Below are 23,264 nucleotides of genomic sequence, written 5' to 3' on the forward strand. Positions count from 1 at the left end.
TCAGCCATCCTCCATCAGCCGTTTGATCTCCCGCCGCGCCTTTCCGATCGTGGCCGCACCCGGGTCGACCGGAAAGCCGTCTTTCTCCCTGAGGATCTCCATCAGATGCGCGATGCGCGGCAGCCGCAGATGATGCGCGCGAAACAGCGCAGGATCGCGAAGCAGCTCGTCCGGCGCGCCATGCGCCGCGATGCTGCCCTCACTGAGCAAATACACATCATCGCACAACAGCGGCACCAGGTCGATGTCGTGCGTGGCGAGCAGGATCGTCATACCGTATGTGTGTTGCAGCGTCCGGCACAGGCACACCATGTTGGCCGCCGCCTGTGGGTCAAGCCCGGCTGTCGGCTCGTCTAAAATCAGAATTTCCGGCCGCATGACGAGCACGCCCGCAATGGCGGCACGCTTTTTCTGACCATAGGACAGTGCGTGCACCGGCTTGTCCCGTAGATGGGAAATGCCTACCTGCTCCATCGCGTCTTCCACCCGGCGGCGCACCTCGTCTTCAGGCAGGCCGAGGTTTACCGCGCCGAACGAAATATCGCGGTACACATCGGAGGAAAAAAGCTGGTCATCCGGATCCTGAAAGACGATGCCGACCTTTTTGCGCAGGCTTTTTACGCCTTTCCGGTCAAACGCCACCGCCTGCCCGGAAAGGCGCACCGTGCCGCCCATCGGCGCCAGCACGCCGTTGAGGCACAGGAACAGCGTCGATTTGCCCGCGCCGTTCGCGCCGAGCACGCCTGTGACGCACCCCCGCTTCGCGGCGAAATCCAACGATTCCAGCGCGACCGTACCATCCTCATACACATACCGAAGCCCCTGTGTCTCGATCGCATTCAAAATGGCAGTGTCCCCCTCTCCAGCAGCCAAAGGCCAAGCTGCATCGCACTTGCCGCCGCGCACCAGCCGTATAGCGCGCGGCGGCTCTCATACCGCGGCGCGAGCATGCACAGGTCGCCCGCATAGCCGCGCGATTCAAGCGCGTCATAGATCCGGTCGGACTTGCGGTAAGCTTTGAGAAATACCGCCGCCAGCAGCGCGCCCAGCGAAGAAAAGCTGCGCCGCAGCCCCTGGTATCCCAGCCGCGCGTGCTGGGCGATGCGGATACGGCGAGCCGCGTCATACAGCACAAACACAAAGCGGTAGATCAGTTCGGCGAGCGACAGCAGAAGCCGCGGCACATGCAGGCGGCGCAGCGCGGGCAGCAGGTCGGTGACCGGGGTGGACAGCACGGTGAAATACACGCTTGCCACGCATCCCATCGCGCGCGCGACGAGCCGCGCGCCGCGCAGGGCGGAAACAGCGGAAACGCCGTATACCGCGCCGCCTAACCGAACGCCGAGCAGAACCTCCGAAAAACTGTCGAACCGCGCGATGAAAATAGTCAGCGCGCCGAGCAGCACGAAGAGGAACGGCGCGCGCATCAGCCGGAGAAACACACGCGGCGGCGTGCCGCCCAGCCCCGCGGACAGCGCGCAGAACAGCACGGCCGTGCCCACACCGGCAAGCAGGCTGTCAAAGCACAGGCACAGCACAAGGCTGGGCAGCGTAACGCATAGTTTTGCCATTGGATCGACCGACTTCAGGCGGGATTCATAGGACCAGCGGTCAGTCCCGATCATCGGTTTTGCCCCGCGCGGTCACGCGGCCCAGTACGAAGCCCACAATGCCCGCGCCGACGGCCGCCTGCAGCGCGAACAGCATGGATTCAATCTCGCCGCTCGCCGGCTCCAAAAACGGCTCGGCCCAAACCTTATAACCGGGGACCGCCTCTTCTATAATGCCCATGGCTTCGCCGTCCGCTCCGCTAAATTCCGCGTCTTTCAAAAAATACAGCGGCACCGCCGCGATGACGATGACCAACGCCACAAGCAGAAGGTTCTTTTTCCATATCGGTTGATTCATGCCGTCTCAGCCTCCTTACAGTACGCGCAGGTCGCGCAGCTCGCGGCCCGAATATTTCTGAAGCACATTGAACACAACCACGGTGAGCAGCCCTTCCGCCACCGCCAGCGGCAGCTGGGTGAGCGCGAAGATGCCGAGAAAGCGCGTCAGCAGCGTCAGGAAGCCGGCGTCCGCAAAGGCTGCGGCAAGCTGGAACGAGGTGGTCACATAGGTCAGCAAATCGCCCAGACACGCGGCCAGAAACACGCCGACCGCGGCGTTGACGCCGCATTTTTTACACAACCGGTACACGCCGTAAGCGACAAACGGACCGACGACAGCCATGGAAAACACGTTTGCGCCAAGCGTCGTCAAACCGCCGTGCGCGAGCAGCAGCGCCTGGAACAGCAGGACGATCAGGCCGAGCACGCCGGTCGCCGTGGGGCCGAACAACACCGCGCCCAGACCGACGCCGGTCGGGTGCGAGCACGATCCGGTCACGGCGGATGGGATCTTCATGGCGGACAGCACAAACGCGAACGCGCCGCACATGGCTAGCAGCGTCAGCGATTTAGGCGACTGTTTGACACGCTTTTTGATCGCGAAGAAGCCTGCCGCGATAAACGGGGCGCACACCGCATACCAAGCGATGCACCAGCCCCCCGGCAGATACCCTTCGGCAATGTGCATGGCGGACGCACTGAGCGTCAGCGCACACAGCACCGCCGCCGTAAGCGACAGCATTTTCACTTTTTTACTCAAAGTTTTTGACCTCTTTTCTGCAATCACGGTGACGCTTTTCTTTCCGAATCCGCCGCACTGCGGCGCGCGGCTTCAGCCGTCCCGCCAGATAAATTTGGTCATAAAAAATGACACCTCCCTATCTTCCGTAGAGCTGTGAAAAGACACGCGGCCAGATCGTATTCCGGCTTAAGGATCATCACCGTCCGCACGCCTTCCCAGAGAAGCAATCTCCAGTGGCATCCTGTGCGGGGATTCCCCTAATACGGCAGCGGGACTGCGCGGGATTCACACCCGTCTTCCTCTCCTCATGATAAGGAGCTTCCCGGTCGCGTTTTCCTATTGATAAGGACATTATATCTTTAATCAGCGCGTCTGTAAATAGACCGGAACGAATTCTTGTATGTTTTTTTAACCCGTGATATAATTGAAAAAAGCAAAAATGGAGGGCATGAATATGGCACAAAAGGAAAGCTGGGAGGGCAAAAGCTATTCGTTTTTCCAAAACCGGGCATGCGAGTTTTTCCCCTGCCACAAGACCGAACGCACCGAAGATTTTAACTGTCTGTTTTGCTATTGCCCGCTTTATACGCTGGGCCGGGAATGCGGCGGCAATTTCCGTTATCTTGAAAATGGAATCAAGGACTGCTCAAACTGCCTGCTGCCCCACCGCCGAGAAAGCTACGGCTATATTACAAAACGCTTTGGGGATATCGCCGCCGCAATGCAGCGGCAGGAGGACACAAAGGAATAAGAAAACGCCGCGGTTTGTACCGCGGCGTTTCCCATAAGAGAAGAAGAATAAGAGGTTTTAGAAAGTTTTGAAGATATCGTCCATGCGCGCGAGCGTCTCGTCGATATCCTTTTCAGTATGCGCAATCGTGATGCCATAGTGCGCGGGCGAAACCGCACCCGCCGTATCATGGAACCATAAGCCGCGCGGCAGACATTCGGTCACGAATTTTTTATACATGCCGCGATCCTGCTCGACCGCGACCTTGCGGAAATCAAAGTCGTCCTCGGTGTTTTCCACGCCGAAATAGATTGCGAAACGCGCGCCTACGCCGCGGCAGTGTCCCTTTTTGCCATGCTTGACGAACAGGTCGTCGATACCACGGTAGAGCTTTTCGCCGATTTTATCAATCTGGTCATAGAAGCCGGGTTCCATGGCCATCTTGAGGCACTCGATCGAGGCCATGACCGGCATCAGCGCGCCCGTATAGGTGCCGCTTACCGTGGTCTTTCCGATCGGGTTGAGGCAGTTCATCAGATCTTCGCGTCCGCCAAACGCCGCGATCGGCAGACCGCCGCCGATGGCTTTGGCCATAGTCGTCATATCCGGGATGACGTCGTAGTATTTCTGCGCGCTGCCCGGACGCATACGTAGGCCGCAAACGACCTCGTCAAAGATCAGCACGATATTTTCGCGCGTGCATAGTTCGCGCACTTTCTTTAAGTACTCGCGGCGCGCCTCATAGCAGCCGCAGTTATAGCTGATCGGCTCCAGAATGACGCACGCGATCTCGCCCTGATACTTTTCCACCGCGTGCTCGAGCGCCGCGATATCGTTGAAAACGACATTGACGACCGTATCCTTGGCGTTTTTCGGGAAGCCCTGCGAATCCGGCACGGTTTCGACCTCTCCGTACTCATCTGCCTGATAGACGTTGTTGTGGTTGAACCAGATATTTTCGTGCATACCGTGGAAATGGCCCTCAAACTTGATGATCTTATCGCGGCCGGTGAAGCTGCGCGCCACGCGGATCGCCGCCTGCGTCGCTTCCGAGCCGGTGTTGGCCAGGCGGATACGCTCGCAGCTCGGGAACACCTGCTGCAAAAGCTTGGCCAGTTCCACGTGATATTCGGTGTCGAAATTGATGAAAAAGCCCTTGCTCATCGCTTTTTCGATTGCTGCGCGGATGCGCGGGTGATTGTGGCCATACAGCGCGGCTCCTGCGCAGGTATGGTAATCGATGTACTCCTTGCCGTCGGCATCCCACACATGGCTGCCGTCCGCATGGTCAATGTAAAGCGGCTGCTTCAAAACAGCGTTGTACCGCTGTCCCGCCGAAGCGCCCGCGACAAAGTATTTCTGCGCCTCATTGTAGATTTCCTGAATGCGACTCATAACTGTCCACTCCTTTTACAATACCGGTCTCTCGTTTATTATTATGTGTATTAAATTAAGTCTTAATAATTTTATACCACCAGAGAATTATTTTGTCAATGGTTATTTTAAATGATTTATAAAACATCTTCCATCCATCTTAAAGGCTTAAAATAATTATGCCGAAAGCGATAAAAACATATTGACACCATTTATTTTATATGTTAAATTAAAGTTAATAAAAAGCTACAGAAAGAATCAGGCGGTTCCCGGGGCATTGCGTAGGCTTACGCAGCAACAGAAAGCCGTCCCCCACACATCCGGTTTTCCCCCTTTGGCCTTTGAGGCTGTTTGGTTCCGTATGCCAGCTTTTATCCAACCAAAACTGAATTTCAGGAGGACATTGTCATGAGAATGATGGACGTAATCGACGAATCCACCGGCAAGGTAGTGGGCAGCGTTCCGAACTATACCGGCGAAGAGATCGCGGGCATGGTCGATGCTGCGTTTGCGGCACAGCCCCGCTGGGAAAGAGTCCCGCTTTTTGAAAGAGGCCAGATCCTTTATAAGTTCTGCGACCTGATCGATCAGAACCGCGAGGAGATCGCCAACTATATGTCGTGCGAAATGGGCAAGCCCATTCTTCAGTCCCGCGCGGAAACCACCTACGCCGCCGAGATCGGCCGCGCCAACATCGAGGTCGGCAAGCACATGTACGGCGAAGTGCTGTGCGACAGCTCCGAGGGCTATGAAGAGCATGTCGTTATGGTTCGCCACGAGGCGCTGGGCGTTGTCGCCGCGGTCATCCCGTTTAACTATCCGGTCGAGCTGACGCTGCAAAAGCTGGTGCCCGCGCTGCTCATGGGCAACACCATGATCGTCAAGGCATCAACCACTGCTCCCTGCTGTGTCAAGAAGCTGATCGATCTTGCGCATGAAGCCGGCGTTCCGAAAGACGTGCTGCATTATGTGACCGGCAGCCGCGAGGACTGCACCAAGAACCTGCTGCAAAACAAAAAGGTCGCCTGCATCGCGATGACCGGCTCGACCGAGGCCGGTTCGGAAATGATGCACGACGCCGCGCCCACCATCAAAAAGGTCATCCTGGAGCTGGGCGGCAACGATCCGCTCATCATCACCAAGGAAGCTGCGAACGATCCCGAGCTGATCGCCAAGGCGATCGAGTGCCTGTGCTGGGGCCGTATCAACGAGAACAACGGCCAGGTTTGCGCGTCTCCCAAGCGCACGATCGTACATAAGGACGCGCACGACGCGTTCGTCAAGTGCCTGCTCGGGTTTGTCAAGACCCTGAAGCGCGGCCACGCGACCGATCCCGAAGCGCAGCTGACCCGTCTGGTATCCACCAAGGCGGCCGAGCGTGTTGTCGATCAGATCCATCATACGATCGACCAGGGCGCTACCCTGCTGTACGGCGGCAAGAATAACGGCCCTGAGATGGACGTCACCATTCTGGACAATGTCACCAAGGACATGGATATTGCGTGCGATATGGAGGTCTTCGGCCCTGTCGTTCCGATCATCACCTTTGAGACCGATGAAGAAGCGGTTGAGATCGCAAACCAGTCGAAGTACGGCCTGAGCGCATGTGTCATCACCAAGGATCTCAAGAAGTCTTTCTTCTATACCGAGAATGTTGAATCCTCCGCGGTATGGGTCAACGGTTCGAGCGCGCTGCGCCACAACGACCAGCCGTTCGGCGGCTGCAAGGGCACCGGCATCGGCAACGAGGGCGCGGGCTATTCCTGCGCGGAGTTCACCCGCCTGAAGACCTATGGCTTCTGCGATGTTTCCCCCAAGGAACGCCTTTACCAGCACGAGGACGGCATGGGCGATTTCCTGTCCAACTTCCGCGCACAGGTCGCGGAGCAGATGAAGGATATGTAATAGCATTACAAAACCAGCCGTCCCAAGGGACGGCTGGTTTTTCCGTTTTCGCAGTAAAATGCCCCCGCCAAACGGCGGGGGCTTGCTTTTTATAGGGATGAACCCAGCGCGCGGATCCGGTCGAGCGCATCTGTCTGCAAAATGTCGCCCTTTTTATTGACGCCCGGAACCACGACCTGTCCGCGGTCTGTCCATCCGCGGTCCTCAAGAATCAATTCATAGGAGCGCACCGCGCCTTCAAATACGCGCTCCTCCGCGATCTCGCCGCAAATCAGCAAGACTGCTTCTTTGATCTTTAGTTCTTTGCCTCCGACCACAAAGGCATACAGCTTGTCGATCGCAGCCTTGATCGACGCCGGGAACGAATACCAGTATAGCGGCATAGCCAGCACCAGCAGATCAGCCTGCTCCAAAAGCGGCGCCAGTTCATTGAAATTGTCGTCCACCGCGCATGCTTTCCCATTGGAAAAGCACGCGTCGCACGCAAGGCACGGTCGGATCCCGCTCTGTGCTGCGCGGAATACCCGAACGGTATGCCCCGCCTGGCGCGCGCCTTCTTCAAACGCCTGCGCCATTAAATCGCTGTTGCCACCTGCCCGCGCGCTTGCGGTCAAAATTAAAACATTCTTTCCCATCCGTATGTCCGGCGGGAACGTCAGCAACCGCCCCGCCGCTCCTTTCCTATGTTTGATTGCATCATAACACCGGATTAATTCCGCGTCAATGGTTTTTCACCAGTTTTTTTATGTCCTATATTAACGGCTTTCTGCATTGATCTCCCGCTTGATCCGGCCGATATTCGCATAGTAATACACCATCATAAAGCTGGATGCACCGATCCACGCCGCAATCTCGGCAAAGAAAATGCCGTTCTGCCCCATCAGGCGCGGCAGCAGCAGCGCCACGCCGATCCGCACCACCAACTCGACCACGCCCGACCACATCGGCACCGCCATGTTCCCTAGCCCTTGCAGGGATGAGCGGTAGGCATGGATGAAGAACAGGAAGATCAGCGGGCAGCTCATGATAAACAGATAACGGTACGCGATCTCAATCACCTGCGCCGCGTTCGCCGCGTCGGACGAAACGAACAGGCCCAATATCGACCGCCCGAACAGGATCATGGAAACCGAGATCGCAAGCGAAAAGCAGACCGACAGCACGATCACGCCGCGCATGCCCGCGTCGATGCGCTCGGGGCGGCGGGCACCGCGGTTTTGTCCCATATAGGCTGTCATCGCATAGCCGAACGCGATTGCCGTACTCTCCAGCACGCCATACAGCTTATTGGTCGCCGTAAAGCCCGCGACAAAGACAAAGCCAAACCCATTGAGCACAAACTGTACTACCATGCCCCCCACTGCGATAATTGCGTTTTGCAGCGCGGGCGGCGTACCCAAGCGCAGCAGGTCACGCAGCACTTCCCGGTCGATCTTCCAGTCCTCGGGGTCGAGCTGCAGCATGGGCAGCCGGCGCATGACCAGCAGACAGTATGCAAACGCGCATGCCTGCGCGATCACGGTCGCGATCGCCGCGCCGAAGATACCCCAATGGAATACGAGTACGAACAGCAGGTCGAGTCCGATATTGACCACCGCGGCCACGATCATGGCCGCGAGCGGCGAGCGGCTGTCCCCCATGCAACGCAGCACGGCGGCGGCCATATTATATGCGAATACCGCCAGCGTGCCCGCAAACATCACATACAGATACACGCGCGAACCGCCGATGATCGTCTCCTCTGTCTGCAGCAGGCGGAGAAGCGGATCGACCGCAACCAGTCCGACCACGGTCAGCGCCAGCCCTAGGATAACGCTCAGCAGCGTGATCATGGCCGCGGCCTTGCGGATGCGCTTCCCGTCCCCCGCGCCGAACTCCTGCGCGATGCGCACGGAAAAGCCGTGTGTGAAGCCATGCACCGCCCAAAGCATCATCCAGTTGATCCAATCAGCCGCGCCGAGGGAAGCGAGCGCTTCCACACCCACCCCGCGCCCGACAATGATTGAATCGACGATCATATAGCCCTGTTGGAACACGCTGCCCAGCATAAGCGGGAGCGAAAAGAAAAATATCAGGCGGAGCGGAGACCCGCTCGTCATGTCCTTTGTTCGAACCCTCATGTCTGTACCTCCCGCATTCATCAAAACTTCTATTTCTAAATATTTTATATTAACACCTAAAATAATACAAGTCCCAATTTGTATAAATGGTATTTATTGATAAAACCCTTTACATTTACACGTATTTGGGATATGATATTAGCAATAAATAAATGTATTTAAATATATTTTAGTACAAGACCAGCAAGAAGTCCAGAAAATCCCATACACACTGGAATGTTCCATTGGGAAATCTTGCCTATCGGAAATGAGGTTAGGAACGCATGATCACCAGCGCCATAGAAATCCGCCAGATGAATAAGGAGCGCATCCGCGAGGCGATACAAAAACAGGAGACTTGCACCAAAGCGGATATTGTCAAGCAGACCGATCTGAGCATGGCCACCTGCTCGACCGCGCTCAACGAAATGCTGGAAAGCAATGAAATTCTCAAGGTCGACCAAGTGGGCGCGGGCATCGGCCGCCCTTCCGACCTGTTCGCCTATAATCGTGACTATCTGCATGTCCTTTGCATCTGCCTATACGCGCAGGAAGGCACCAACACGGTCGACCTTGCCGTGGCGGACGCGCTGGGCGGCATTATCGCCCAGCAGCAGTTTTTCTATGACACGCTGTCGGTCGAAACGGTCGAAGCACTTGTGGCGGACCACATTGCGGAAGACCCGCTCATCAAAACCGTCGGTCTCGGTGTGCCCGGTGTGGTCGTAGACAGCACGATCGAATCCTGCGATATTAAGGCGCTTCAAAAGGTCGATTTTGCCAAGCTGTTCCGGGAGAAATTTGACGTCAACGTCATTGTACAGAACGATATGCACACGATCACCCACTACCTATACCACCAGCAGGCGCACTGCCCGGGCGATTTTGCCGCGATCTATTTTCCCGGCACCAGCAATGGCTATGTCGGCAGCGGTTTTATTGTAGATGGGCATGTGCTGCGCGGGCGGACGATGCTGTCCGGCGCACTCTGGCATGTGGCTGAGGTGTTCGGCGTTTCGCCCGATGAGCAGGCGTACGCGCTGCAAGACCGCAAAGCGTTCCAGAAGCTCGCTTCCCAGATATTGCTGACCATTTGCTGCACAATCAACCCCTCCAATGTGGTCATCATGGGAAACGAGATTGATGAGCAGGACTTGGCCGCCATCCGCGCGCACTGCACAGAGGTCATTTCTCCCCGCCATCTGCCTGACATTGAAATCCGCAACGATATTTTTGAAAACTATGCAAAGGGCCTGATCCGGCTGACGCTGGATTCGCTGCTCTTCCCCTTTATTGTATAACAAGGACACTGCCCGCTTGGCGGGCATGTCTTTTACCGATTTAATAAATAATTTATAATAACCACCATAGTTTATTGGGCGGAGGGAACTGCCATGCCTAGAATCCTTGCGATTGATACCGGCGGTACCTATACGGACGGCGTGATCGTGGAAACCGGAGAGCGCCGCATCCTGCGTACAGCCAAAACACGCACCACGCCCGCTGATCTGCGAAGCTGCATCAGGCACTGCCTGCGACAATTGGATGCTTCGGGCACGCAAAATCTTGCGCTGGTATGCCTATCCACCACACTTGCGACCAATGCGCTCGTCGAGGGGCGCGGATGTAAGGAGGGACTTATCCTGATTGGCGGCAAGCCGGATGGACGGCTGCCCACCGAACGCTGTCAAATCCTTCGCGGCAAGCCCGATATTATGGGGCGCCTGCGCCAGCCGCTCGACCCGCAACAGGTCGACGAAGCAATCGAAGCGCTGCGCGGCGAGGCCGAGGCGGTCGCCATTTCGGGCTACGCCAGCGTGCGCAATCCGCAGCATGAGATCATAGTCAAAAAACGTGTGCAGGAGTTGCTCGGCGTGCCGGTCGCGTGTGCGCACGAGCTGACCGAATCCCTTGGCTTTTATGACCGCACTGTCACCGTTTCGCTCAACGCGCGCCTGATCCCGCTTCTCTGCGCGCTGATCGACGCGGTGCAGGACACGCTTGCGGCTTGCGGCATCGAGGCGCCCCTGATGATCGTCCGGGGCGACGGCACGCTGATGACAGCGGACAGCGCGCGCGACCGGCCGATCGAAACCATCCTGTCCGGCCCCGCCGCCAGCATTGCGGGCGGGCTGTTTCTATCCGGCGAGCAGGACGCGCTCATCCTCGACATGGGCGGCACGACAACCGACCTTGCCAGCGTCACAAACGGACGGATGAAGCTGCGGCCGGACGGCGCAAGCGTCGGCGGCTGGTTTACGCGTATCCGTGCCGCCGAGGTGTACACCGTCGGGCTGGGCGGCGACAGCCGCATCTGCCTGCGCAGTAACAAAAGCTGGACCGTCGGCCCGCAGCGCGCGATCCCATTCTGCGTGGCCGCGCATGACGCGCCCGCGCTGACCCAGGAACTGCGCGGCCTCGCCCAAAGCGCGGAGCGGCCGTTCCTGCATTTTTGGCACCGCGAAAATGAGGCATACCTGCTGATCCGGGAGCCGCAAACGCCCTCGCCCGAGCAGCGCCGCGTGCTGGATGCGCTGCGGGATGCCCCGCACACACTGTTTTGCCTGCGCGAACAATTGCAGATCGGCCATCTTTCCTCGCTGCTCGACGCGTGGGTGGACGAAGGCGTGCTTGCCCGCATCGCGCTCACGCCGACCGACATCGCGCACGCCTGCGGCGGCTATGCCGAGTGGGATGCGGAAGCCTCCCGGCTGATCGTTCACATGCTGGCCGCACAGCTGGGGCTGGATACGCAGGCCTGTCTCGATACGCTTTGCGCGCTGGTGCGCCGCCAGCTTACCTCCGCCTGTCTGGAAAGCAGCCTATACTTTGACGGGCAGATGTTCAACCGCCGCGACAGCGCTTCCGCACGCTATTTCATCGACCGCTTGCTGCTTGACGACGACAGCCCATTGCTCGGTGTGAAGGGCAGCCTGAAAAAGCCACTGGTCGCTGTCGGCGCGCCCGCCGCGTTCTGGACAAAGGGACTGGGCGAAACACTGCACACAAAAGTTATCGTACCCGGCTATGCTGAGGTTGCGAATGCGGTCGGCGCCGCGGTCAGCCCACTACTTGAGCAGGCCGACCTGCTCATCCGCCCAGACCCCGTCACCCACCGCTATATCGTGTTTGCCGAGGCATGCAGAAGCGCTTTTGACACGCTCGACGAGGCGACCGCGTTTGCGCGCGAAGCCGGGCACAAGCAGACAGCAGCTCGCCTGTCCGGTTCATCGCTCGGAATTTCTGTGCGCATCGAGGACGTTCGCACACCCACGCCGCTTGACCCATCTGACGACTTCGTGGAACGGCACGTTTTCGTGACAGCCATCGCGCGGTCTCCCGCATAAAACAAAGCGATTTTCTTTTTGCTCTTCATTTTATTTTGTAGTTATAAAAATAATTGAAATTACCCTTGACAAATTTATTTCAAGGGTTAAAATAGAGTATATAAAAAGTGTTTTACACCAAATATCCGGGACGTTTCCCCACTTATCCGACGCACTGATTGACAGAAAGGAAGAACCGTTATGCAGGATCTCTACAATCCGTACGACAACGTGCTCAAAGTTGTCGACAATGCCGCTTCTATCCTCGGATATGAAGAAAATGATTATGCCACGCTCCGATACCCCGAACGCGAGCTCAAAGTATCCATGCCGGTCGTCATGGACGACGGCTCGCTCAAAGTATTCGAGGGCTTCCGCGTGCAGCACTCGACCGTGCGCGGCCCGGCCAAGGGCGGCGTGCGTTTCCATCCCGCGGTCAACCACGACGAGGTCAAAGCGCTCGCCGCCTGGATGACGTTCAAGTGCGCGGTCGTCAACATTCCCTACGGCGGCGGCAAGGGCGGCGTCATCTGCAACCCGGGCGAGCTTTCCGAACGCGAAAAGCACAGCCTAACCGCCAAGTACACCGCGCAGATCGCCCCGCTGATCGGTCCCGAGCAGGATGTGCCCGCGCCCGATGTAGGCACGAACGCGCGCGTTATGGCATGGATGATGGACCAGTACAGCATGCTCAAAGGGCATAGCGTTTTAAGCTGCGTCACCGGCAAGCCGATCGGGCTGGGCGGCATTTTGGGCCGCAGTGAGGCGACCGGCCGCGGCGTGATGTTCACGGTCAAAAACCTGCTTTCCAAGCAGGGCCGCAAGGCCTCGGAGTCGACGGTCGCCGTGCAGGGCATGGGCAACGTCGGCAGCGTGACCGCCAAGCTTCTCCACAAGGAGGGCTTCAAAGTCGCCGCGGTCAGCGATGTTTCCGGCGGCATTTACCGTGAGGACGGCATCGACGTTGCCGCCGTGCTCGCATACTTAAACGAAAACCCCAAAAACCTGCTCGCCGATTATCATGAGGACGGCGTATCCCATATTTCCAACAGCGAGCTATTGGAGCTCGATGTCGACGTTCTGGTGCCGGCTGCGCTCGAAAACCAAATCAACGCATCGAACGCCGACCGCATCCGCGCCAGATACGTTGTTGAGGCCGCAAACGGCCCGACCACGCTGGAGGCAGACGAGATCCTGCAAAAGCGCGGCATCATGCTCGTGCCCGATATCCTGGCAAACGCCGGCGGCGTGGTCGTGTCCTACTTTGAATGGGTGCAGAATATCCAGGAGCTTTGTTGGAGCGAGGACCGTGTCAACGAGGAGCTCAAAACCATCATGGATACCGCGTTTGAAGCCGTTTGGAGCATTGCACATGAAAAGGATGTGACGCTCCGCACAGGCGCGTATCTAATCGCGGTGCAGCGCGTCGTCGAAGCGCAGAAAGGCCGCGGCATTTTCTAGAATCTCTCCTCTCTCTTCTCACGACGGCATGCGGCCGCTGTCCGTCACCGGGCCGCGGCCGCATGCCATATCCCCCCACATAAGAGGTACGCTCATGGATGAACAGCTGAAAGATTACATACAAAGCCTGATACCCGAGGACATGCCCGATGGGCGCGACGTGCTGCGTGAGGGCGTGGAGATGGGCAAAACGATAAGCGTCCCGCGCTCGCGTTTTCTCGAAAAGCACGGCTGTAAAACCTATCTTGAATACCGCACAAATCGTCTCAAAGAAGGCAAACAGACCTGGCAGATCCTGCTCGGCCTTGCCACGCTGGAGGACGAGCTGGACGGCATCCGCAAGATTTACGAATTCGGTGAACGCACCGGCATGGAGATTTCGGGCGTGCAGTCGATCCCTGCCATGATCACCGGCCTGCCGCACGAATACTGGGAGGGCGCGCCCAAGCAAACCAGCTATGAAATGCGCGAGCCAGCCGATTGGAAAGCGCACAACGACGCGGCTCCTATCCAGGTCGCGTGGCAGGATTTCCATCTGGCCTCCCCCGCCGCGCTGCAAACGACGATCAACGCGCTTAAGGCGGGCGCGGACCGGCTCGGCTGTTTCTCCACACTGATCTGGGATTACCCGGGCTACCGCGAGGAGAAAAACCGGTTTTCCGACATGGTGCGGTCGATCGGCATCCTGTCCACCAAAAAGGATCTGGATCTCGACGTGGTCACCTATCCGGAGGACGGCCTGCCCGGTTATTTTCTCGATATCGCCTCCTGGGTCGGGTATACGCTGGTGGAAAGCTATATCGTTCACGATCTGTGCCACGCGAATTTCAGCATCAGCTACGGCGGCCTGCTCACCGAGGTGCAGCCGCGCCTCGCTTTCGCGCTCGCCATGCACCGCCTGCTGTCCACACCCGAGCACCCCGCGCTCACGTATTATAACGGCGGCACGATCGACCAGTTGCCCGACGACGTAAATTGCAACTTCGGCACGGGCGTGCAGGAGATGTTCGCCGAAGTGCTCTTCAACCTGAAATACCAGACCCCCACCATCATCAGCCCGGTCGCGGTGACCGAACGGCTGCGCACGCCGTCCCTCGAGGAACTGCTCGACATCACGGCCGCGGGCATCCGCGCCGAAACCAAAGCGCAGGAATGGCTTCCCATGATGGATTTCACACCGGTCGAACGGCTAGCCGACCTTTTAATGGAAAAGGGCAGGCTGTTTTTTCAGAACGTGCTGGACGCGTTCCGCGAGGCCGGCGTCGATATTGAAGATCCGCTGCAAATGATTTTGATGCTCAAGCACTTCAACCCGGTCAAATTCGAGCAGAGCTTCCATCCCAGCATCGAAGAGACCGGCACGTTCACGCCGTATTGCCCCAGCCAGCTCGGGCGGCAGACGATGGCGCTCAAGGAACAGATCGTTTCCGATCTCGCCGCGCAGGGACACGACCTCAAGGGCCGCAAGCTCGTCTGCGCCTCGGCGGACGGCCACAGCTATGGCCTGATGCTCATCGACAGCGTCTATTCGGCGCTTGGGGCGTCGGTTGTCAACGGTGGGGTCGATATGGAGCCCGCCGCGCTGCTCGACCTCGCGGACGAGGAGGGCGTGGACTGCGTCTGCATCAGCACGCACTGCGGGCAGTGCCTCGCTTATGCGCAGAAGCTCGTGCAGCTTGCCAAAGCGCGCGGCAAACGGTACTATATGATGATGGGCGGCATGTTCACCGCGCTGCTGCCCGGCCACAAGCTGCCGGTCGACGTGCGCGACTATATCTGCGAAACCGGCGTGTTTGCCAGCAACGAGATCGCCGAGCAGATCGATTATCTGCTACATGGCGAACCTATATAACCGATCAAAAACATGAGGAGGAACCTATCCAATGAATGCTGCACCGCTTCCCCTGCCCACACATGAGGCGTGGCACAACCATACGAAATCCATCTCACTCTCCACCGGCATCCGCATGGCCTATCTGGAAGCGGGCACGCCGGGAGCACAGCCGCTGCTGCTCATCCACGGCTTTACCGATTCCAGCCGCATTTGGCGGCCGGCCATCGAACAGCTGCAGCGCGATTTTCACATCTTTGCCGTCGACCTGCGCGGCTTTGGACAAAGCGATAAGCCAGAACAATATGTGTATTCCATGCCCCAGCACGCCGAGGATATCCTCGCGCTGATGGATGCGCTGCAAATCGGCTCGGCTTTCGTGCTCGCACATTCGATGGGTACAATGATCGCACAGACGCTGGCCTTTTCCGCCCCTGAACGTGTGAAAAAACTCGTCCTGTGTTCCACTATGACGCACATGCACGAAACACCCGCCGATCTGCAGGAGATCGAGAACTACACCAAAATGGATATCGCCGGCATGCCGGAGGACGAACTTCAAAAGATTTTTCTGCCGTTCCCGGAAAACTGCGGTGATCCCTCGTTCCCGGCGTGCTATTTACAAACGCTGCGGGGCGTTACAGGCAAAGGGCTGGCCGCCGCTTGGCGCGGTATGTCGCTTACTGACAACCGAAATTTCTTCCAGTTTATCAAGGCTCCCGTCCTCGTCCTTTGGGGCGACCGGGACGATATCTTCACCGAAGACTATCAAACCGAAGTGCGCGCTTTCCTGTCTGGCGCGAGGTATGTGACGCTGCCGGGCGTCGCGCATGAGATCCCAAACGAAGCGCCGCTGGAAATGGCCGGTCTTGCCCGTAAATTCTTCCTCGGCTGACAACATGCCAGCCCCGCAAGACGCTGATACGCCGCAGAAAGGGGGCCCACATGCCTACGATCCGAAACGACATCACCAAGGTCAAAAAAATCAATATTGAGCTGATCAAATCGGCGCTCAAGGAGCACCCGGAATCGACCAAGGGTCAGATCGCAGAGACGACCGGCATCAGCGTGGTCACCTGCGGCAAAATTTTAAACGAACTTCAGGCAAAGGGCGAGGTGCTCGAGGTGCAGCAGATCAACACCGGCTGCGGCCGCCCCGCGACCAGCTATCGCTTCAACGCGACATTCGAACTCGTGGCCTGTCTGTTCCTCTGGTCGGATCGCGGCCAGCTCGAGCTGGTCAGCCAGATCTCCGATCTGACCGGACAGGTCACGTTCAGCGAGGTGCGCGCGCTCGATACGCTTGACTATGGAACGCTGGAGGACGCCGTGCGCCATCTGCTCGCGCAGGATGGACGTATCCGCGCCGTTGCGGTCGGGCTGCCCGGCGCGGTCAGCCGCGGCACGGTGACGTCGTCCTACCTGCTGGCGCTCAACGGCGTGCCGCTTGAAAAAAAGCTGAGAAACGCGTTTCCTGCGGTCACAGTCATTTTGGAAAGCGCGGCGCGCGCAGCGGCTTATGGCTACTGTATCGCCGAACAGCCGCGTCCCGATGAGATCATCAGCTATTTTTTCATCCCGACCGCCGTGCGCACCGGCCGCGGCCCTCATGAAATTCTCGGCCCGGACACCTCGATGGACGGCATCAACGCCGTATGTAAGCCGCTCATTGTCGACGTCGGCTTCGCGGGCGACCGCAAAATCATCCGCGGTTCAACCGGCTTTGCCGGCTCGATGGGCATGTTCCTGCCGCCCGGTGCATACAGCGATCTGCCCGCCACGGTCATTTCCGAGCTGCTCCGCATCATGATCCCGGTCATCAACCCGTCGGTCATCGTTGTGACCGGCAACGGCGTGACACGTATCAAACTCGCCGAGATCGAAGACCTATGCGCCCGCGCAATACCGACCGAGCACCGCCCCCGCTTCCTGTTCCGCCCGGACTGCCATCTCGACTATTCGCGCGGCCTGACGCTGATTGCTTTGCAGGAGCTCTCGTGCCCTATCGAATTGGTGCAGAAACGCATTTGAACGCAAAAGAACACGCAGCCGCTGCACCAATCGCGGCTGCGTGTTCTTTTGTATGGCTTCGGCTTGCCGCGTTCCTCCCGGCGCACGCAAATTTGAGGAAACCTGCGGTTCGGTATGTAAGTTCGCGCCAGGCTGTACACTCGCGCCAAGCCAGAAAGCTCTTTATGGAGAAGCGTCTGCTTCCATTTCATGATAGGCCTTGCAGATAAAATTGTCAACCATTAAATTAAATAATTTTATTATTTCTATTTTATTGAATTGCGCGGTCTTTCTTTTGCTTGCCGGGTGGCCTGCAACATGTTATACTGTTAAATATAAGAATTAAAAAATAATTTTATGTATTTTTTTCCTGTCCGGGAGAGGGGCGCTATTCATGGAGGACTGCCGCGACTGCATCGTGATCACCGGCGCGCACGAAAACAACCTTAAAAACGTCAGCCTGCGCATTCCCAAAAACAAGCTCACGGTGTTTACCGGTATTTCGGGCTCGGGCAAATCCTCACTGGTTTTCGATACGATCGCGGTCGAGGCCACCCGACAGCTGCAAGAAACGTTCCCGCTCTACCTGCGCAACCGGATGCCGCATTTTGAGCCGCCGCGTGTCGAGTCGATCGACCAGCTGACGACCGCCATCGTGATCGATCAGCGCCCGTTTACCGGCGATTTCCGCTCGACCGTCGCCACGATGACCGACGTAGCCCCCCTTTTGCGGCTGCTGTTTTCGCGCTGCGCCGAGCCGCAGATCGGACCGTCGGCGGCCTATTCCCCAAACGACCCGCAGGGCATGTGCCCCGCCTGCGGCGGCTTGGGACAAACCGTGCAGTTCGATTTTGACAAGCTGTTCGACCGCTCCAAATCGCTCAATGACGGCGCCATCCGGTTCCCCGGCCACCAGATCGGCACTTACCAATGGCAGCTTTACGCAAATTCCGGCCTGTTCGACCCCGACAAGCCGCTCGATCAGTTCACGGACGCGGAATGGCAGGATCTGCTGCACGGCACGGGGGCCATCGTCGAAATCAAGAATACGACCGGAAAGGTTTGGAACAAATCCTACAATCTGACATACGAGGGCTTTCTCGACCGCATCACGCGCTTGTACCTCAAGCGTGACCTCAATGCGCAGAGCAAAACCAATCAAAAGATCATTCACGAGTTCACGCATGAGCAGGACTGTGCCGCGTGCGGCGGCACGCGCCTCAATCCTGCCGCGCGCGGCAGCCGCCTTTGTGGAAAAAACATTGCCGAATTGGGCGATTTAGAAATCAGTGATTTGATCCCGCTGCTTGAAACCGTGCAAAACCCGGTCGGCCTGCCCACGGCGCGCAAGATCCTGCGCGTGCTGCGCGGCATCGAGGACATGGGGCTGGGCTACCTGAACCTGAACCGCCCTGCGCGGTCACTGTCGGGCGGCGAGGCGCAGCGGCTGAAGATGGTGCGCCATCTGGGCAGCAGCCTTGTCGGGCTGACCTATATTTTCGACGAGCCCTCGGCCGGCTTGCATCCCGGCGACGTGGACCGCCTTACCCGTCTGCTTCTGGGCTTGCGCGACCGAGGAAACACCGTGCTGGTCGTCGAACATAACAAGGATATCATCCGCATCGCGGACGAGGTGGTCGACCTTGGGCCGCGCGCGGGCGCGCAGGGCGGCACCGTCCTGTTTCAAGGCAGCTTTCCAGAGCTTCTCCGGCAGGACAGCCTGACGGCGGACAACCTGAAAAAACGCGTGCCGCTGAACCGCAGCCCACGGTCGGCTTCCGGCTTCCTCACGCTTCAAAACGCCCGCTTGCATAATCTCAAAAACGTGAGCGTCCATATCCCGCTCCACGCGCTGACCGCGGTCAGCGGGCTTGCGGGTTCTGGGAAATCCTCCCTCGTGTGCGGCGAATTGCTGCGGCAGTATCCGGAGGCTGTGCACATCAGCCAGTCGCCCATCGGCACGACCTCGCGCTCGACGCCTGCGACCTATGTCGGCGTGATGGACGAAATCCGCCGCGTGTTCGCGCGGGAAAACGGCGTGGATGCCGCGCTGTTCAGCTTTAATTCCAAGGGCGCATGCCCGGTATGCAAGGGCAAGGGCGAGATCCGCACTGAAATGGCATTTATGGACCCGGTGACCGTGCCATGCGAGGTGTGTCACGGAACGCGGTACAGTGAAGAAGCGCTTGCCTACCGTTACCGGGGCAAAAATATACTAGAGGTGTTGGACCTGACCATCGACGAGGCGGTCTCCTTTTTTGACCAGCCGAAAATCCGAAGCAAGCTGCGCACCCTGTGCCACGTCGGCATGGGCTACATGACGCTCGGCCAGCCTACCACGACGCTCTCGGGCGGCGAATGCCAGCGCATCAAGCTGGCCAGCCGCCTGCGCGATAAAAACGGCGTATACGTCATGGACGAGCCGACCACCGGCCTGCACGGCGCGGACGTCGACCTGCTCATGAAGCTGCTGCGGCAGCTTGTGGACGGCGGCAACACGGTCGTTGTCGTCGAGCACGATCTGGACGTGATCCGGCAGGCCGACTGGGTGATCGATCTGGGCCCCGGCGGCGGCAAGCACGGCGGGCAGGTGCTGTTCGAGGGCACGCCAGAAAAACTGCTTACATGCCCGGATTCCATCACCGCGCAGTATCTGCGGCGCGACCTCGAACGGACGGATATCCACTGACGGCAAGGCAAAGGGGGGCTTTGTGCATGCGCGTTTTCATTGCTGATGACGAACCGCTGGTGCTGCTTGGGTTCCAGCGCATGGTCACCGCCATCGGCCACGAGGTGGTCGGCACGGCGGCAAACGGCCGGGAGGCCATTGAAAAAATACTCGATCTGCAGCCCGATATCGTGCTGATGGACGTCAACCTGCCCGAAACCGACGGCCTCACCGCAATCGAGACCGTGCAGAAGCTGTTTCAAATCCCGGCCATCGTCATTACCGGCTTTCAGGATCCCGGTATCGCGGAACGCATCGCGGCCGCCGGGATCTTCGGCTTTTTACAGAAGCCGGTCGGTGAATATGAGATCCGGTCGGCGCTCTCGATCGCGGCGGCGCGCCACGCAGAACAGAAGGCCGCCGTCGAGCAGCGTGACCAGGCGATCACCAAGCTGTCCGAGCGCAAGCTGGTCGAGCGCGCCAAGGGCCTGCTGATGGACCAGTTCGGCATTGGCGATGAGGATGCCATGAAGTTCCTCCAGCGCAAAAGCCGCAATGAGAACAAAAAGCTGGTCTCTGTCGCACAGGACCTGCTGCGAAAAAGCGATCTGCTGCGTTAGGAGGCTATATGTTTGATTTGCACGAGCAGCTCATCCAGATGGAGGCGCTCTCCTCGGTCGCGCAGGGCGGCAAACGGCTGCACGATATCGGCTTTGACCTATATTCCGGCGAAACGCATGTGCTGCTTAGTACCTTCGCCTATAACCAGCGCAATTTCTGCGACCTGCTCACCGGCAGCATCCTGCGCTATACCGGCCGCTTCGATCTGCTCGGCAAGCCGCTCACCGCTAAAAGCAGGCTCGAAAAGGACGTGCAGGTGATCGGTCTCGAACCGCTGATCTTTCCATCGCTCTCAGTGGCGGAAAACATTATGATCGGCAACCTCAGACCGCGCTGGTTTGTGCGGCTAAACGCCATCGAACACAGTATGCGCCTGATGGAGCGCACCGGGATCGCACTCAATATCTGTAAGCCGGTCAGCTCTATGACGTTTGATGAGCTCAAGACCATCGAACTGCTCCGCATCTGTGCAAACGAGCCGCGTATCGTCGTATTTTTTGATGCAATCAACTATCTTGGCAGCGAAAACCGCGGTCTGATCCCCAAGGTCATCCGCTATCTCAAGCGGCGCGGCTGCGGCATCGTCTATCTGACGAGCAGCTTTGAGGAGGCGCTCGCGCTGGGCGACCGCATTTCCGTGCTGGACAGCGGCACCATCAAGGGCACGTTCCCCGTGGAAGACGTGCGCCGCAATCCCGGCGAGATCGCTTACCTGCTTTCGGGCTGGGAATCGCTGGTTGGCGCCGGACAGGACGAGGACGACCTCGCCGTGCTCGAAGCCATGGCCAACATCGATAACCTGATGCGCTCGGACGCTGAGCTGCGCCGCGTCATCGAGCATATCGCCAAGGATCTTGTCAAGGCGCTGGGCGCGGACAGCGCCGTGATCTATCTCGTTGAGGACGAGCGTATGAGCGATGTCATCTCGAGCGGCGACGGCGCACTCCCTCTGCCCATGCTGCGCCATACCGATGTGATGGCACTTCTTCAAGACAGTGAGGAGCTCGTATTTCAGACAGGCGACGAGGCGTTTCACCGCCTCTTTCTGCCAAATGAGCTGGTACAAACTATCGTTTGTTATCCGCTGCGCATGGACGGCAAGAAAAATGCGCTCATCCAGGTGATGTTTTCGCACACCTGCGAGTTTACCGGCAAACTGCCCGTGTATCTGCGCATGTACGCGCGCGAAGTCGTCATGGCGATTGAGACCTCGCGGCGGCTCGGCAATTCTGTGCTGCTGCAGGAGACCCACCACCGCATCAAAAACAATCTGCAGATGGTGCACAATCTGCTGTACCTGCAAAAGGTAGACGCGCAGACCGCGGACACGGTCGACGTATGCGATATCCTTGATACCGCCATGCACCGCATCAAATGCATCTCATCGGTGCACGCGCTACTTTGCCGCGATTGGTTTGGCCGCAATGTCGTCAACCTGAAAACGCTCATTTTGGAGATCATGCGCATGTATCAGGGGATGGGCGTGGAAATGGTTCCCGAGCTGGATGAGACCAGCGTCGCCTATAACGATGCGATCTCCCTTTCACTTGCGACCAACGAGCTGATTGCCAACTGCATCAAGCACGCGTTCCCGCAGGATCAGCCGGACAAAAAAATTACTATCCGGCTGCGCAACACAGGCGCCGACATCCGCCTGTCCGTATGTGACAACGGCGTGGGGTTATCCCCCAGTTTTTCGGCGGACGAGACGCAGAGCGTCGGTATGTCGATCATCAAAAGCATCGTGAGTGAACTGCAAGGCACACTCAACTATCGAAAGCCGGCCAGCGGCGCAGGCACAGAAGCCCACATCTGCTTTGAAAGGCAAAGCATCAGCCCTGTCGTGGCGCTCAAGCCTTAATTAACTATATAAAATTAATAGTAAATTTTTATGGAAAATAACCATTGACAGACCAATTGCCGGCTGTTATGATACTAGCATATCAATTGAACATGCATTTCGCCCCGGTCATGACCGCCGGAGCGCAAGAAACGAAAAGCCATGGATGCTTTCATCACAAACGATGAGGGCATCCATGTTTTTTTGCAGAAATTGTTTTAAAAAACCAATAGGGATTGGAAAGGAGATTGGCACATGGCAAAAAGAAGAATTTTGAATGAGCGCCTCGCCGCGATCGTGGCATCCATCCGCCACGGCGAGATGCTGTTCATCGCGGATTCCGGCAGCGGCACCTGCTCCAAAGCGCTGTATCCGCTCGACCCCAGCGTGGAATACCTCGACGTCGAAGTCGTAACGGGGTCGCCCACGTTTGAGGACGTTGTGCGCACGCTAGCCGAGGCCGGCGATTTTGAGGGGGCAATTATCACGGAGGACATGCCCGACCAAAACCCCAAGGATTACGGCATGCTGTGCGAGCTGTTTGGCGAAAACAAGGTGCGGCAGATCAATTACGCACCTGAATACTACCAGCTGCGCGACCGCTGCAAGGCCGTCATCCAAACGGGTGATATCGGAATCCACGCGCAAGCCGTGCTGATCGCTGGCTATCCGAGCGCGGATATCGATATCAAGGTGCTGCTCGGCGAGACCAAGTTTACCACGATCCCTAAGAAAGACCGCAAGTGAATCCCGGACGGCGGTAAGCCG

Annotated in this window: 19 protein-coding genes and 1 riboswitch; of the genes, 12 read left to right on the forward strand and 7 right to left on the reverse strand. The window is 58.0% G+C overall.

Annotated elements, in window-relative coordinates:
• Genes SO058_RS08560 through SO058_RS08575 form a run of 4 tightly spaced genes read right to left on the reverse strand, consistent with a single transcriptional unit; the run spans position 1 to position 2,649 of the window.
• Positions 1 to 843, reverse strand: a complete 843-nt coding sequence (locus tag SO058_RS08560; RefSeq protein ID WP_320842579.1) for an ATP-binding cassette domain-containing protein — start codon at positions 841 to 843, stop codon at positions 1 to 3.
• On the reverse strand, positions 840 to 1,625 hold the full coding sequence (cbiQ, locus tag SO058_RS08565) for a cobalt ECF transporter T component CbiQ (RefSeq protein WP_320842580.1): 786 nt from the start codon (positions 1,623 to 1,625) through the stop codon (positions 840 to 842). The genes SO058_RS08560 and cbiQ overlap by 4 nt, the downstream gene beginning before the upstream one ends.
• On the reverse strand, positions 1,612 to 1,908 hold the full coding sequence (locus SO058_RS08570; RefSeq protein WP_320842581.1) for an energy-coupling factor ABC transporter substrate-binding protein: 297 nt from the start codon (positions 1,906 to 1,908) through the stop codon (positions 1,612 to 1,614). The genes cbiQ and SO058_RS08570 overlap by 14 nt, the downstream gene beginning before the upstream one ends.
• A 15-nt stretch (positions 1,909 to 1,923) precedes the next feature.
• On the reverse strand, positions 1,924 to 2,649 hold the full coding sequence (locus SO058_RS08575) for an energy-coupling factor ABC transporter permease (RefSeq protein WP_442872239.1): 726 nt from the start codon (positions 2,647 to 2,649) through the stop codon (positions 1,924 to 1,926).
• Positions 2,650 to 2,785: 136 nt separating this feature from the next.
• A riboswitch (cobalamin riboswitch) is annotated at positions 2,786 to 2,973 on the reverse strand.
• 112 nt (positions 2,974 to 3,085) lie between these two features.
• On the opposite strand from SO058_RS08575, the gene SO058_RS08580 reads away from it, so the two are divergent.
• Entirely contained in the window at positions 3,086 to 3,382 is a 297-nt protein-coding gene (locus tag SO058_RS08580) for a cysteine-rich small domain-containing protein (RefSeq protein WP_320842582.1), read from the forward strand.
• A 57-nt stretch (positions 3,383 to 3,439) separates the two neighbouring features.
• On the opposite strand, the gene SO058_RS08585 is transcribed toward SO058_RS08580, so the two are convergent.
• Positions 3,440 to 4,756 carry an aspartate aminotransferase family protein gene (locus tag SO058_RS08585; protein WP_320842583.1) on the reverse strand — a complete coding sequence of 439 codons (1,317 nt, stop codon included), beginning with the start codon at positions 4,754 to 4,756 and terminating at the stop codon, positions 3,440 to 3,442.
• A gap of 387 nt (positions 4,757 to 5,143) precedes the next feature.
• Between SO058_RS08585 and SO058_RS08590 the strand changes: the two genes are divergently transcribed.
• Positions 5,144 to 6,640, forward strand: coding sequence for an aldehyde dehydrogenase family protein (locus SO058_RS08590; protein WP_320842584.1), 1,497 nt, complete (start codon positions 5,144 to 5,146; stop codon positions 6,638 to 6,640).
• 89 nt (positions 6,641 to 6,729) lie between these two features.
• Here SO058_RS08590 and SO058_RS08595 read toward each other — a convergent pair whose 3' ends face one another.
• Positions 6,730 to 7,275 carry a flavodoxin family protein gene (locus SO058_RS08595; protein ID WP_320842585.1) on the reverse strand — a complete coding sequence of 182 codons (546 nt, stop codon included), beginning with the start codon at positions 7,273 to 7,275 and terminating at the stop codon, positions 6,730 to 6,732.
• A gap of 120 nt (positions 7,276 to 7,395) precedes the next feature.
• Positions 7,396 to 8,760, reverse strand: a complete 1,365-nt coding sequence (locus tag SO058_RS08600) for an MATE family efflux transporter (RefSeq protein ID WP_320842586.1) — start codon at positions 8,758 to 8,760, stop codon at positions 7,396 to 7,398.
• Positions 8,761 to 9,023: 263 nt separating this feature from the next.
• Here SO058_RS08600 and SO058_RS08605 point away from each other — a divergent pair, with 263 nt between their 5' ends.
• From SO058_RS08605 to SO058_RS08650, 10 genes are all read left to right on the forward strand, one after another.
• Positions 9,024 to 10,040, forward strand: a complete 1,017-nt coding sequence (locus SO058_RS08605) for an ROK family protein (RefSeq protein WP_320842587.1) — start codon at positions 9,024 to 9,026, stop codon at positions 10,038 to 10,040.
• Between the two features lie 93 nt (positions 10,041 to 10,133).
• Complete coding sequence (locus tag SO058_RS08610) at positions 10,134 to 12,086, forward strand: hydantoinase/oxoprolinase family protein (protein WP_320842588.1); 1,953 nt, start codon at positions 10,134 to 10,136, stop codon at positions 12,084 to 12,086.
• 180 nt (positions 12,087 to 12,266) lie between these two features.
• Positions 12,267 to 13,526 (forward strand): Glu/Leu/Phe/Val family dehydrogenase, encoded by a 1,260-nt coding sequence (locus SO058_RS08615; RefSeq protein WP_320842589.1) that lies wholly within the window; start codon positions 12,267 to 12,269, stop codon positions 13,524 to 13,526.
• Positions 13,527 to 13,620: 94 nt separating this feature from the next.
• Positions 13,621 to 15,378 (forward strand): cobalamin B12-binding domain-containing protein, encoded by a 1,758-nt coding sequence (locus SO058_RS08620; protein WP_320842590.1) that lies wholly within the window; start codon positions 13,621 to 13,623, stop codon positions 15,376 to 15,378.
• A gap of 31 nt (positions 15,379 to 15,409) precedes the next feature.
• Positions 15,410 to 16,252: an alpha/beta fold hydrolase gene (locus SO058_RS08625; protein ID WP_320842591.1), complete on the forward strand. Its 843-nt coding sequence runs from the start codon at positions 15,410 to 15,412 to the stop codon at positions 16,250 to 16,252.
• 50 nt (positions 16,253 to 16,302) lie between these two features.
• Positions 16,303 to 17,388 (forward strand): hypothetical protein, encoded by a 1,086-nt coding sequence (locus SO058_RS08630; protein WP_320842592.1) that lies wholly within the window; start codon positions 16,303 to 16,305, stop codon positions 17,386 to 17,388.
• A 373-nt stretch (positions 17,389 to 17,761) separates the two neighbouring features.
• On the forward strand, positions 17,762 to 20,056 hold the full coding sequence (locus SO058_RS08635) for an excinuclease ABC subunit UvrA (RefSeq protein ID WP_320842593.1): 2,295 nt from the start codon (positions 17,762 to 17,764) through the stop codon (positions 20,054 to 20,056).
• 26 nt (positions 20,057 to 20,082) lie between these two features.
• Positions 20,083 to 20,655 carry an ANTAR domain-containing response regulator gene (locus SO058_RS08640; protein ID WP_320842594.1) on the forward strand — a complete coding sequence of 191 codons (573 nt, stop codon included), beginning with the start codon at positions 20,083 to 20,085 and terminating at the stop codon, positions 20,653 to 20,655.
• A gap of 8 nt (positions 20,656 to 20,663) precedes the next feature.
• Entirely contained in the window at positions 20,664 to 22,517 is a 1,854-nt protein-coding gene (locus SO058_RS08645) for an ATP-binding protein (RefSeq protein ID WP_320842595.1), read from the forward strand.
• 234 nt (positions 22,518 to 22,751) lie between these two features.
• Positions 22,752 to 23,243, forward strand: coding sequence for an RbsD/FucU domain-containing protein (locus SO058_RS08650; protein ID WP_320842596.1), 492 nt, complete (start codon positions 22,752 to 22,754; stop codon positions 23,241 to 23,243).
• Positions 23,244 to 23,264: the final 21 nt, after the last annotated feature.

Source organism: Agathobaculum sp., assembly GCF_034098985.1.
Classification (GTDB): Bacteria; Bacillota; Clostridia; order Oscillospirales; family Butyricicoccaceae; genus Agathobaculum.

What these genes read in the sequence shown, in the direction of transcription:
- cbiQ (WP_320842580.1), bottom strand. Translation starts at nt 1,625, where the DNA reads ATGATCGGGACTGACCGCTGGTCCTATGAATCCCGCCTGAAGTCGGTC.
- SO058_RS08570 (WP_320842581.1), bottom strand. Translation starts at nt 1,908, where the DNA reads ATGAATCAACCGATATGGAAAAAGAACCTTCTGCTTGTGGCGTTGGTC.
- SO058_RS08580 (WP_320842582.1), top strand. Translation starts at nt 3,086, where the DNA reads ATGGCACAAAAGGAAAGCTGGGAGGGCAAAAGCTATTCGTTTTTCCAA.
- SO058_RS08585 (WP_320842583.1), bottom strand. Translation starts at nt 4,756, where the DNA reads ATGAGTCGCATTCAGGAAATCTACAATGAGGCGCAGAAATACTTTGTC.
- SO058_RS08590 (WP_320842584.1), top strand. Translation starts at nt 5,144, where the DNA reads ATGAGAATGATGGACGTAATCGACGAATCCACCGGCAAGGTAGTGGGC.
- SO058_RS08595 (WP_320842585.1), bottom strand. Translation starts at nt 7,275, where the DNA reads ATGGGAAAGAATGTTTTAATTTTGACCGCAAGCGCGCGGGCAGGTGGC.
- SO058_RS08600 (WP_320842586.1), bottom strand. Translation starts at nt 8,760, where the DNA reads ATGAGGGTTCGAACAAAGGACATGACGAGCGGGTCTCCGCTCCGCCTG.
- SO058_RS08605 (WP_320842587.1), top strand. Translation starts at nt 9,024, where the DNA reads ATGATCACCAGCGCCATAGAAATCCGCCAGATGAATAAGGAGCGCATC.
- SO058_RS08610 (WP_320842588.1), top strand. Translation starts at nt 10,134, where the DNA reads ATGCCTAGAATCCTTGCGATTGATACCGGCGGTACCTATACGGACGGC.
- SO058_RS08615 (WP_320842589.1), top strand. Translation starts at nt 12,267, where the DNA reads ATGCAGGATCTCTACAATCCGTACGACAACGTGCTCAAAGTTGTCGAC.
- SO058_RS08620 (WP_320842590.1), top strand. Translation starts at nt 13,621, where the DNA reads ATGGATGAACAGCTGAAAGATTACATACAAAGCCTGATACCCGAGGAC.
- SO058_RS08625 (WP_320842591.1), top strand. Translation starts at nt 15,410, where the DNA reads ATGAATGCTGCACCGCTTCCCCTGCCCACACATGAGGCGTGGCACAAC.
- SO058_RS08630 (WP_320842592.1), top strand. Translation starts at nt 16,303, where the DNA reads ATGCCTACGATCCGAAACGACATCACCAAGGTCAAAAAAATCAATATT.
- SO058_RS08635 (WP_320842593.1), top strand. Translation starts at nt 17,762, where the DNA reads ATGGAGGACTGCCGCGACTGCATCGTGATCACCGGCGCGCACGAAAAC.
- SO058_RS08640 (WP_320842594.1), top strand. Translation starts at nt 20,083, where the DNA reads ATGCGCGTTTTCATTGCTGATGACGAACCGCTGGTGCTGCTTGGGTTC.
- SO058_RS08645 (WP_320842595.1), top strand. Translation starts at nt 20,664, where the DNA reads ATGTTTGATTTGCACGAGCAGCTCATCCAGATGGAGGCGCTCTCCTCG.
- SO058_RS08650 (WP_320842596.1), top strand. Translation starts at nt 22,752, where the DNA reads ATGGCAAAAAGAAGAATTTTGAATGAGCGCCTCGCCGCGATCGTGGCA.